Annotated in this window: 10 protein-coding genes and 1 pseudogene; 5 read left to right on the top strand and 6 right to left on the bottom strand. The window is 67.5% G+C overall.

Features of this window, described 5'->3' with window-relative positions; translation table 11 throughout:
- Positions 1–334: 334 nt before the first annotated feature.
- From rarD to VV867_RS10155, 4 genes are all read right to left on the bottom strand, one after another.
- A complete protein-coding gene (gene rarD / locus VV867_RS10170; RefSeq protein ID WP_109934395.1) occupies positions 335–1,240 on the bottom strand; it encodes an EamA family transporter RarD in 906 nt (301 codons plus the stop codon).
- Complete coding sequence (locus tag VV867_RS10165) at positions 1,237–2,100, bottom strand: carboxylate/amino acid/amine transporter (RefSeq protein ID WP_109934396.1); 864 nt, start codon at positions 2,098–2,100, stop codon at positions 1,237–1,239. Before VV867_RS10165 ends, rarD begins: the two co-directional genes overlap by 4 nt.
- 404 nt (positions 2,101–2,504) lie before the next feature.
- On the bottom strand, positions 2,505–3,104 hold the full coding sequence (locus tag VV867_RS10160) for an FMN-dependent NADH-azoreductase (RefSeq protein ID WP_109934397.1): 600 nt from the start codon (positions 3,102–3,104) through the stop codon (positions 2,505–2,507).
- A 149-nt stretch (positions 3,105–3,253) separates the two neighbouring features.
- Positions 3,254–3,568, bottom strand: a complete 315-nt coding sequence (locus VV867_RS10155; protein ID WP_109934398.1) for a 3-phosphoglycerate kinase — start codon at positions 3,566–3,568, stop codon at positions 3,254–3,256.
- A 55-nt stretch (positions 3,569–3,623) separates the two neighbouring features.
- Here VV867_RS10155 and VV867_RS10150 point away from each other — a divergent pair, with 55 nt between their 5' ends.
- The 4 genes from VV867_RS10150 to VV867_RS10135 all read left to right on the top strand — a co-directional run bounded on the left by VV867_RS10150 (position 3,624) and on the right by VV867_RS10135 (position 7,850).
- Positions 3,624–4,547 carry a LysR family transcriptional regulator gene (locus VV867_RS10150; RefSeq protein WP_109934399.1) on the top strand — a complete coding sequence of 308 codons (924 nt, stop codon included), beginning with the start codon at positions 3,624–3,626 and terminating at the stop codon, positions 4,545–4,547.
- A gap of 15 nt (positions 4,548–4,562) precedes the next feature.
- Positions 4,563–5,354: an alpha/beta fold hydrolase gene (locus VV867_RS10145; RefSeq protein ID WP_089393016.1), complete on the top strand. Its 792-nt coding sequence runs from the start codon at positions 4,563–4,565 to the stop codon at positions 5,352–5,354.
- A 30-nt stretch (positions 5,355–5,384) separates the two neighbouring features.
- Complete coding sequence (locus VV867_RS10140) at positions 5,385–5,945, top strand: peptidylprolyl isomerase (RefSeq protein WP_275630430.1); 561 nt, start codon at positions 5,385–5,387, stop codon at positions 5,943–5,945.
- Positions 5,946–6,017: 72 nt separating this feature from the next.
- Entirely contained in the window at positions 6,018–7,850 is a 1,833-nt protein-coding gene (locus VV867_RS10135) for an ABC transporter ATP-binding protein (protein WP_328566278.1), read from the top strand.
- Between the two features lie 131 nt (positions 7,851–7,981).
- On the opposite strand, the pseudogene VV867_RS10130 reads toward VV867_RS10135, so the two are convergent.
- Positions 7,982–8,460: pseudogene (locus VV867_RS10130) on the bottom strand (REP-associated tyrosine transposase).
- Positions 8,461–8,828: 368 nt separating this feature from the next.
- Between VV867_RS10130 and VV867_RS10125 the strand changes: the two are divergent.
- Positions 8,829–9,095 (top strand): DUF2790 domain-containing protein, encoded by a 267-nt coding sequence (locus VV867_RS10125; RefSeq protein ID WP_089393019.1) that lies wholly within the window; start codon positions 8,829–8,831, stop codon positions 9,093–9,095.
- Positions 9,096–9,186: 91 nt separating this feature from the next.
- Here the strand turns inward: VV867_RS10125 and VV867_RS10120 are convergent, their stop codons facing one another.
- A complete protein-coding gene (locus VV867_RS10120) occupies positions 9,187–10,311 on the bottom strand; it encodes a GNAT family N-acetyltransferase (RefSeq protein ID WP_328566274.1) in 1,125 nt (374 codons plus the stop codon).
- Positions 10,312–10,429: the final 118 nt, after the last annotated feature.

Below are 10,429 nucleotides of genomic sequence, written 5' to 3'. Positions count from 1 at the left end.
GCGAAACCGGCGCTCAGGAGGTCATGCGACATGGATGTCGCGAGAGCCCCGATCAGCACAGGGACGTGCTGTCGGGGCGGGCCTCCGTGGCGGGGGAGTTCGTGAGGGTAGCCCGGCTTCATCGGGCCCGTATGCCGGGGCAAGCCTTTTTGGTTACTTTTTGCGGGGGTGGCCTTCCACCGACTGACAAAAGTGACTCGCCCGAGGGGGCGAAACGAGAAACATCCGAACACTCGGAGCGGCGCGTTACACCCAAACCCGACATCTTTTTTTGGTTCCCGCGTTCACGGGAATGACGATATGTAGAGCGGATAACCGCGAACGATTATCCACCCTACTCACCCCGCCGCTCACGCCGCGCCTGCTTGCGCAGCAGCCGCGCGCTGTCCCAGCCGGTGAGCAGGATGGCCAGCCAGATCGGCCCGTAGGTCCACAACTGCTGCGGCTGGAACGCCTCGCCGAGGAACAGCACCGCCAGCAGGAACAACAGCATCGGCTCGACGTAGCTGAGGATGCCGAACAGCCCCATGGGCAGCAGCCGGCTGGACGCCATCATGGCGGCGAAGGCCAGGGCGCTGATCAGCCCGAGCATCGGCAGCAGCGCCCACAGGCGCGGCGTTTCGGCGAACACCTGGCGGTCGCCGAAGTGCCAGATGGTCCACAGGGCGAAGGGCAGCAGCACCAGCATCTCGAAGACGAAGCCGGACAGCGCGTCCACGCCCATGCGCCGGCGCAGCATGAAATACGGTGGATAACCCAGGGCGGTGATCAGGCTGAACCAGGAGAAAGCGCGGGTCAGCCACAGCTCGTGGAGCACGCCGACCAGCGCGCAGGCCACGGCGATGCCCTGCAGCGGCGTCAGGCGCTCGCCATAGAACAGCCGGCCGCAAAGCACCATGGTCAGCGGCAGCAGGAAGTAGCCCAGGGACAGCTGCAGGGTCTGGCCGACCATGGGCGCGTAGATGAACACGCCCCACTGCACCAGCATCATCGCCGCGCTCAGCGGGAAGCACAGCAGCAGCCAGCGCTCGCGCAGCAGGCGCCGGCCGGCCGCGCGCAGCACCTCGCCCTGGCCGGTGAAGGCCACCAGCAGCAGGACCATGGGGATCGACCAGACCACCCGGTGCGCCACGATCTGGATGCTGTCCAGCGGCGCCAGCCAGCGCAGGTAGCCCGGCAGGGTGACGAAGAGTACCGAGGCGGCCAGGGACAGGGCCACGCCGCGACCGGAGATGTTCATGCCACGGCCCTCCGCGCCAGCCCCAGGCGGTTCACCCCGAGCGAGGCCACTATCACCGCGCCGCCCAGGGCCAGGCGGGCCAGGTCGGCGTGCTCGTTCCAGATCAGCAGGTTGATCAGCAGCCCCACCGGCACGTGCAGGTTGTTCATCACCGCCAGGGTGCCGCCGTCCACCAGGGTAGCGCCCTTGTTCCACCAGAACTGCCCCAGGGCGGTGGCCAGCAGGCCCATGAACAGCAGCACCAGCCACTGCACCTCGGTGGTCGGCAGCTTGGCCGGGTTGCCCAGCAGCAGCCAGCCGGGCAGCGCGACCAGCAGCGCGCCGACGAAGAAGTAGCCGAAGCGCCGGTACTGCGGGATGTCCGACGGGTAGCGCGCCACCAGGTGCTTGTACAGCACCTGGCCGGCGGCGAAGGTGGCGTTGGCCAGCTGCAGCAGCAGGAAGCCCTCGATGAAGTCGCCGCTGACGCCGTCGTAGCGGATGATCGCCGCGCCCAGCACGGCCACCGCCGCGGCCAGCAGCGCCCAGGGGTTGAAGCGGCGGTTCAGGGCGTCGTCGATCAGCGCCACGTGCAACGGCGTGAGCACGGTGAACAGCAGTACCTCGGGCACCGTCAGCACGCGGAAGCTCTGGTACAGGCAGACGTAGGTGATGCCGAACTGCAGCGCGCCGACCAGCATCACCCCGCCGATGAAGCGCGGCGCCACCCCGCGCCAGCGGGTCAGCGGCAGGAACACCGCGCCGGCCAGCAGCACCCGGGTGAGCACGGCGAAATAGCTGTCGACCTGGCCGGCGAGGTACTCGCCGATCAGGCTGAAGGAAAACGCCCAGAGGACGGTTACGAAAAGCAGGTAAGGCATGACCGGACAGGCGCACCGAAAAGGGGCGTGGAAAATAGCGGTTTTGCCGGGGCGAAGAAAGGGCCAGGGTGCTGTCCGGCATGAACGGGAGGTTCAGCGTCAACCTGTAGGAGCGGGCCCTGCCCGCGATTCGCGCGCAGGGCGCGCTCCTACATGGGAACGACGTGGCTAGGATTCATCCGCGATCCCGCCGGCAGGGCCGGCGCCCCATGTCATCACGGAAAACCTCATTCGCGAGCAAGCTCGCTCCTACAGGAGCCCAGCGCTTTTCGTAGGAGCGAGCTTGCTCGCGAACCCCGGCAAAGAAAAAGCCCGGTCGACATTCGCGGGGGGAAGTGCGTCGACCGGGCGTCGCGCCCAGGAGCGACGGGCGCGCAAGCGGAAAACCGGAATCCGCGCGGCGGTCAGGCCACCGCGGCCAGTTGCTCGCGGGCCCTGGCCAGGCCTTTCTCGGCGAACTCGGCGCCCATGTTCAGGCCCTCGGCGTGGACGAAGGTGACGTCGTGGATGCCGATGAAGGCCAGGGCCTGGCGCAGGTAGGGTTCCTGGTGGTCCAGCGGGCCGCCGGCGTAGACGCCGCCGCGGCTGGTCAGGATGTAGGCGCGCTTGCCGCCGAGCAGGCCCTGGGGGCCGGTCTCGGTGTACTTGAAGGTGACGCCGGCGCGCAGCACGTGGTCCAGCCAGGACTTCAGGGTGCTGGGGATGGCGAAGTTGTACATGGGCGCGGCCAGCACCAGCACGTCGGCGGCCAGCAGCTCCTCGGTGAGCAGGTTGGAGCGCTGCAGCGCGGCCTGCTCGGCGGCGCTGTGCTGTTCGGCCGGCTTCATCCAGCCGCCCAGCAGGTCGGCGTCCAGGTGCGGCACCTGTTCCACGGCCAGGTCGCGGACCTGGATCTCGTCGGCCGGGTGGGCGGCGCGCCAGTTGGCAATGAATTCGGCGGTCAGCTGGCGGGAGACCGAACCTTGTTGGCGGGCACTGCTTTCGATGACCAGGACACGGGACATGGGCTTGACCTCCAGCGGTCGATTGCGTCGATGGAGGTCAGCTTAGGGCGGAGCAGATCGATAAAAAAGCAGAAATAATTGCTTCAAAATATCGATTTAGTTGATTTGTATCTTGTCTGCTCCTAGTCTGGAGGACATGTGCCGGGGCCTCAGGCCGGCTTGCAGGTCAGCTTGATGCGCAGCTTGATGATGGCGCGGCCGAAGCTGGCGGTGAGGTTGCTGCTCTTGCCGGCGGCGAGCACCGTCTTGCGCACCTTGGGCGTCTCCGGGCCGTTCTGGAACACCGCGGTGCAGGCGACGTCCTGCTTGCCGTAGTTCTGCAGCAGCACGGCGCCCATGCTGTCGCCGATGTCCTGGGTCTGGACGTCGATCTCCGTTCCGTTGAGGGACTTTTCCACCTCGATCGGATAGGCCAGGGCGGTCAACGGCAGCGACAGCAGCAACGCACAGCAGATTCTTTTCATGTGGCGGTCTCGCTCGGTTCAGGCAGAGCGCCAGATTAGACAAGAGGAGGCGAGGATGAAAGCGCCCCGCGTTACCCTGGATCAATGGCGAACGCTGCAGGCGGTGGTCGACCACGGCGGCTTCGCCCAGGCCGCCGAGGCCCTGCACCGCTCGCAGTCCTCCATCAGCTATACGGTGGCGCGCATGCAGGAGCAGCTCGGCGTGCCGCTGCTGCGCATCGACGGCCGCAAGGCGGTGCTCACCGAGGCCGGCGAGGTGCTGCTGCGGCGCTCGCGGCAACTGGTGAAGAGCGCCGGGCAGCTGGAGGAACTGGCCCACCACATGGAGCAGGGCTGGGAACCGGAAGTGCGCCTGGTGGTGGATGCCGCCTACCCCACCCTGCGCCTGGTCCGCGCGCTGTCCGCCTTCGTGCCGCAGAGCCGCGGCTGCCGCGTGCTGCTGCGCGAGGAAGTGCTTTCCGGCGTCGAGGAGGCGCTGCAGCAGGGCCACGCGGACCTGGCCATCAGCGGCCTGAACATCGCCGGCTACCTGGGCGCCGACCTGTGCACCGTGGAATTCATCGCAGTAGCCAATCCGGACCACCCGTTGCACCGCCTGCAACGCGAGCTGACGCACCAGGACCTGGAAACCCAGATGCAGGTGGTGATCCGCGATTCCGGCCGCCTGCAGCCGCGCGACGTCGGCTGGCTGGGCGCCGAGCAGCGCTGGACGGTGGGCAGCCTGGCCACCGCCGCCACCTTCGTCGGCAACGGCCTGGGCTTCGCCTGGCTGCCGCGGCACATGATCGAGCGCGAGCTGCGCGACGGCTCGCTCAAGCCGCTGCCGCTGATCCAGGGCGTCACCCGCGAGAGCCGCTTCTATCTTTACCCGAACAAGGAAAAGCCCCTGGGCCCGGCCACGCAGATCCTCGTCGAGCTGCTCAAGACCTTCGCCAACGTGCCCCTGGACGCCCCCTTCGCCGCGCCGCCGAGCGCCTGACCGGGAGAACCGCCGATGCCCTACCTGCACCACGACGGCCAGCGCCTGTACTTCGAGGACAGCGGCCAGGGCACCCCCGTGCTGCTGGTCCACGGCCTGGGCTCGAGCAGCCGCGACTGGGAGTACCAGGTGCCGGAGCTGCTCAAGCGGCACCGGGTGATCACCCTCGACGTGCGCGGCCACGGCCAGTCCGACAAGCCGCGGGAGCGCTACAGCATCGCCGGCTTCGCCGCGGACGTGGCGGCACTGATCGAGCAACTGCGCCTGGCCCCGGTGCACCTGGTGGGCATCAGCATGGGCGGGATGATCGGCTTCGAGCTGGCCACCCGCCGGCCGGAACTGCTCAAGAGCCTGACCATCGTCAACAGTGCCCCGGAAGTGAAGCCGCGCACCCCGCGCGAGTACCTGGAAGTGGCGCGCCGGCTGTTCCTGGCCCACGTGCTGGGGCTGGACACCGTGGGCAAGGCCCTGGGCAAGCTGCTGTTCCCCAAGCCGGAGCAGGCCGACCTGCGACGCAAGATCCGGGAGCGCTGGCCGCAGAACGACAAACGCGCTTACCTTTCCAGCCTGCACGCCATCATCGGCTGGGGTGTGCAGGAGCGCCTCGGGCGCATAACCTGTCCGACGCTGGTGGTCAGCGCCGACCGCGACTACACCCCGGTGACGCTCAAGCAGGCCTACGTGGAGCGCCTGCCCAACGCGCGCCTGGTGGTGATCGAGGACTCGCGCCACGCCACCCCGCTGGACCAGCCGCAAGCCTTCAACAGCACCCTGCTCGACTTCCTCGAGCAGGTAGACCATTCCTAAAACACCTCAGGAAACATCCGCCAAATGACCCTGTTCAAACGCTTCCTGCTCGCCGCCTGTACCCTCGTCCTGGCCACCTCGGCGCTCGCCGCCGACCCGGCCAAACCTCACGTGCTGCTGTCCACCACCCTGGGCGAGATCGAGGTCGAACTCGACAGCGCCAAGGCGCCGATCAGCGTGAAGAACTTCCTCGGCTACGTCGACAGCGGCTTCTACAACGGCACCATCTTCCACCGCGTGATCCCCGGCTTCATGGTCCAGACCGGCGGCTTCACCGAGAAGATGCAGGAGAAGGACACCGGCGAGCCGATCAAGAACGAGGCCGACAACGGCCTGCTCAACGCCCGCGGCACCCTGGCCATGGCGCGTACCAGCGAAGTGGACTCGGCCACCAGCCAGTTCTTCATCAACCTGACCGACAACGATTTCCTCGACCACGGCCAGCGCGACTTCGGCTATGCCGTGTTCGGCAAGGTCGTGCGCGGCATGGGCGTGGTCGACATGATCGCCAAGGTGCCCACCACCAACCGCGGCATGAACCAGAACGTGCCCGCCGAGCCGGTGGTCATACTCTCCGCCAAGCGTCTCTGAGAATCCCCGATTCCCGCGCTGACGGAGGCCTGAAACGGCGGGCCCAGGAAGGGCCCGCGACAACCGAGAGACATCATGTACCGCCGCTTCGAAAAGCTCATCGACCCCTTCCGCGATGCCCCCGAGCGCATGCCGCCGGCCGACGTCTGGCGCTTCTACACCTACTACCTGCGCCAGGTCTGGCCGGTGTTCTCGGTCCTGCTGGTGGTCGGCCTGGTCGTCGCCCTGATCGAGGTGGCACTGTTCAGCTACCTGGGGCGCATCGTCGACCTGGCGCAGAACACCGCGCCGGCCGACTTCTTCCGCCTGCACGGCAACGAACTGGCCTGGATGGCCGTGGTGGCGCTGGTGCTGCGCCCGCTGTTCAACGCCCTGCACGACATGCTGGTGCACCAGAGCATCAACCCCAGCATGACCAACCTGATCCGCTGGCAGAACCACCGCTACGTGCTCAAGCAGAGTCTGGGCTTCTTCCAGAACGACTTCGCCGGGCGCATCGCCCAGCGCATCATGCAGACCGGCAACTCGCTGCGCGACTCGGCGGTGCAGGTGGTGGACGCGCTCTGGCACGTGGCGATCTACACCATCAGCGCCCTGGTGCTGTTCGCCGAGGCCGACTGGCGGCTGATGATCCCGCTGGTGCTCTGGGTGATCGCCTACGTCGGCGCCCTCGCCTACTTCGTACCGCAGGTGAAGCGCCGCTCGGTGGCCGCCTCGGACTCGCGCTCCAAGCTGATGGGGCGCATCGTCGACGGCTACACCAACATCACCACCCTCAAGCTGTTCGCCCACACCCGCCAGGAAGAGGACTACGCCCGCGAGGCCATCGCCGAGCAGACGCACAAGGCCCAGCGCGCCGGGCGCGTGGTGACCTCCATGGACGTCAGCATCACCATCATGAACGGCATCCTCATCGCCGGCACCACGGGCCTGGCCCTGTGGCTGTGGAGCCAGGAGCTGATCTCGGTGGGCGCCATCGCCCTGTCCACCAGCCTGGTGATCCGCATCAACAACATGTCCGGCTGGATCATGTGGGTGGTCGGCGGCATCTTCGAGAACATCGGCCAGGTGCAGGACGGCATGCAGACCATCGCCATCCCCCGCCAGGTGGTCGATGCGCCCGGCGCCAAGCCGCTGGTGGTGGACCATGGCGAGGTCAACTTCGACCACGTCGACTTCAGCTACGGCAAGGGCAGCGGCCTGATCCAGGGCCTCGACCTGGTGGTGCGCCCGGGCGAGAAGATCGGCCTGGTGGGCCCCTCCGGCGCCGGCAAGTCGACCCTGGTCAACCTGCTGCTGCGCCTGTATGACATCGAGGGCGGGCGCATCCTCATCGACGGCCAGGACATCGCCCACGTGACCCAGGAGAGCCTGCGCGCGCAGATCGGCATGGTCACCCAGGACACCTCGCTGCTGCACCGCTCGATCCGCGACAACCTGCTCTACGGCCGCCCCGGCGCCAGCGAGGAGGAAGTGCAGGAAGCGATCCACAAGGCCCGCGCCAGCGAGTTCATCCCACAACTGTACGACGCCCAGGGCCGCACAGGCCTGGACGCCCACGTCGGCGAGCGCGGCGTCAAGCTCTCCGGCGGCCAGCGCCAGCGCATCGCCATCGCCCGCGTGCTGCTCAAGGACGCGCCCATCCTGATCCTCGACGAAGCCACCTCGGCGCTGGACTCGGAGGTGGAATCGGCCATCCAGGAAAGCCTGGAGACACTGATGCAGGGCAAGACGGTGATCGCCATCGCCCACCGCCTCTCCACCATCGCCCGCATGGACCGCCTGGTGGTGCTGGAACACGGACGCATCGTCGAAAGCGGCAGCCACGCCGAGCTGATCGAACACGGCGGCCTCTACGCCCGCCTGTGGCGGCACCAGACCGGAGGGTTCGTGGGCGTCGACTGAGGGGGCGGTATCCCGCCCCTACGGCCCCCGCGCCCCGTAGGAGCGGACCTTGTCCGCGATAGCCGGACATATCGGCGCGTTTCGCGGATGAGATCCGCTCCTACAGCACGCCCCACGCATCTAATCCCTGGCTACAACCAGACCGCATTCCAGAACGGATAATCGCCCACCCGCCACACCAATCCGGCCCTCACTGGATTGGCCACCACATAACGCGCCACACGGCGTAAATCCTCTTCCCGGCGCAAACCGCGATCATGGAAAGCGGGGGCCCATACCTTCCCCTCGCGCCCTAATCGACGATTGAAATTACGGGTACTGACGGCCTTCAGACGACCGATGCTCGTCTCCAGGCGTTCACCGGCACCGAGCTGGATCAGCCAATGCGCATGGTCAGGCATCAACACCCAGGCGAGCAGGCTGTTGGTGCCGAGTAACGCACGGTTCTCGAAGGTGGCCGCAACCACGCAGGCGCCCGCGAAATGTCCGAAAGCGCTTGTCGCTCGCAGGTGGTCGCGGTGACCAGGTATACCGCTCCCGGCAGCGATACCCGGCCCTTGCGCAATGCGCGATGGCCGGAGGTACGGGTGAAGGAGGACTTGTCGTCCATGGCGAGGTTCCCGAGTTGGCTGGAACCACCTTCGCGGACAAGGTCCGCTCCTACGTAGAGGCCCTGCCTGGCCTTTCTGTAGGCAAGGGCACATACATTTGTGGGAATTCGCCGCCAGTCCGTTAATGAAGCCTTAAGCCTCGACCCTGAACCCTGCGACAAGTCGCCGCATCACCCCGGTCGATGATCATTAGCAAGCACATCAATTTCTCGCCTGAGGTGGTTCGGTGGTCATATCTGTTCCACGCCCCGCCATGCGGTGGACGCCTGACGCATCGCCCCCTGCCCGCCCCCGGACCCGCGGCCAGACATCGGATGCCAGTGCTCCAGGGCGGGGCTTCATCCCCTTCGCTATGAGGACCACCAGAATGAAGATTGCTTCTGTCGTATCGGCGGTGATTTCCAGCCTCGCTCCCATGGCCTTCGCCCAGGACGCGATCAAGGAGCCGGGCGCCGACCTTCCGACGGTCGAATACCACTACGGCATGCCGCTGGACATCGACAAGGTGCTGCACCGTACCGACAACTCGCACAGGGTGGGCGTGGTCCCCGCCTACCTGGTGTACCAGGACCACGACGGCGAGACGCACCGCGTGCGCTTCCTCGAATGGGGCGGCCAGGCGAGCCACGTCTGAGCCCCCACCCGGTCTCGGTCCCTGGCCGACTTGGCCACCCCGCGAGCCTGTCGTAGCGGCCGGGGGCCGACCTTCTTCCCGACTTCCCCAGCTACGCCTGCCGATAGGGCAGCGCCGCCCTCGCCTCCTCGGCGTAGGCGCGGATGCCGGCGCGTTCCTGTTCGAGGAAGTCGGCCACCGCGGCGCGCAGGCCCGGGTGCCCGAGCTGGTGCCAGGAGCGCGTGAGCACCGGCTCGAAGCCGCGGACCAGCTTGTGCTCGCCCTGGGCGCCGGCGTCGAAGCGGCGCAGGCCGTTGGCCAGCGCGTAGTCCAGGCCCTGGTAGAAGCAGGTCTCGAAGTGCAGGCGGTCGTACTCCGCCAGGCACCCCCAGTAGCGCCCGTAGAGGGTGTCGCCGTCCACCAGGCTGAAAGCCATGGCCACCGGCCGGCCGTTACGGCGGGCGAAGACCACGCGGATCATCGCGCCCATGCGCTCGGCCAGCAGGCTGAAGAACTCCCGCATCAGGTATGGCACCTGGCCGCGCACCTCGTAGGTGCTGGCGTAGCAGGCGTAGACGAAGTCCCAGTCGGCCTCGGCCAGCTCGGGGCCTTCCATCCAGCGGAACTCCATGCCCTGCCCGGCCACCTGCTCGCGCTCCTTGCGCAGTTGCTTGCGCTTGCGCGAGGCCAGGGCGTCGAGGAAGTCCTGGAAATCCCGGTAGCTGCGGTTGAACCAGTGGTACTGGCAGCCCAGGCGCTCCAGCCAGCCGTCCTGCGCGGCGATCAGGCCGTCGGCGCGAACATCGGTGAAGTTCACGTGCACGCCGGACCAGACGCCTTCCGCGGTGCCCTCGGCCAGCACGCCCAGCAGTTCGGCGATGCCGTCGTCCGTGCCGAGCAGGCGCGCGCCGCTCACCGGCGAGAAGGGCACGCCCACCAGCAGCTTGGGGTAGTAGCGGATGCCGGCGCGCTGGCAGGCGTCCGCCCAGCCCCAGTCGAACACGTATTCGCCGTAGGAATGCGCCTTCACGTAGGCCGGCAGGGCCGCGCGCAGCCGCCCAGCGTCGTCGAGCAACACGTGGTGCGCCGGGCGCCAGCCAGTGCGCGCGGTGACGCTGCCGCTGTCCTCCAGGCTGGTGAGGAAGGCGTGGCGCAGGAATGGCTGGGCATCCGGCAGCAGGGCGTCCCACTGGCCGGGCGCGAGGTCGCCGAGGCGGGAAAGTCTGTGGATAGGCATGCCGACAGTCTGGCGCCGGGCGCGACGGAAGAAAAGTGCCGCGACGCCCTTCGTCGCCCCGTCCTTGCACGCCCGGCCCGCTGTTCTAAGGTGGGGTTACGCGAAAGCACAGGCCCCG

This window comes from Pseudomonas sp. JH-2, assembly GCF_036231725.1.
GTDB lineage: Bacteria > Pseudomonadota > Gammaproteobacteria > Pseudomonadales > Pseudomonadaceae > Pseudomonas > Pseudomonas delhiensis.
This window is presented reverse-complemented; position numbering and strand designations above follow the sequence as displayed.

What these genes read in the sequence shown, in the direction of transcription:
- VV867_RS10150 (WP_109934399.1), top strand. Translation starts at nt 3,624, where the DNA reads ATGAAAGCGCCCCGCGTTACCCTGGATCAATGGCGAACGCTGCAGGCG.
- VV867_RS10160 (WP_109934397.1), bottom strand. Translation starts at nt 3,104, where the DNA reads ATGTCCCGTGTCCTGGTCATCGAAAGCAGTGCCCGCCAACAAGGTTCG.
- VV867_RS10120 (WP_328566274.1), bottom strand. Translation starts at nt 10,311, where the DNA reads ATGCCTATCCACAGACTTTCCCGCCTCGGCGACCTCGCGCCCGGCCAG.
- VV867_RS10145 (WP_089393016.1), top strand. Translation starts at nt 4,563, where the DNA reads ATGCCCTACCTGCACCACGACGGCCAGCGCCTGTACTTCGAGGACAGC.
- VV867_RS10125 (WP_089393019.1), top strand. Translation starts at nt 8,829, where the DNA reads ATGAAGATTGCTTCTGTCGTATCGGCGGTGATTTCCAGCCTCGCTCCC.
- rarD (WP_109934395.1), bottom strand. Translation starts at nt 1,240, where the DNA reads ATGAACATCTCCGGTCGCGGCGTGGCCCTGTCCCTGGCCGCCTCGGTA.
- VV867_RS10165 (WP_109934396.1), bottom strand. Translation starts at nt 2,100, where the DNA reads ATGCCTTACCTGCTTTTCGTAACCGTCCTCTGGGCGTTTTCCTTCAGC.
- VV867_RS10155 (WP_109934398.1), bottom strand. Translation starts at nt 3,568, where the DNA reads ATGAAAAGAATCTGCTGTGCGTTGCTGCTGTCGCTGCCGTTGACCGCC.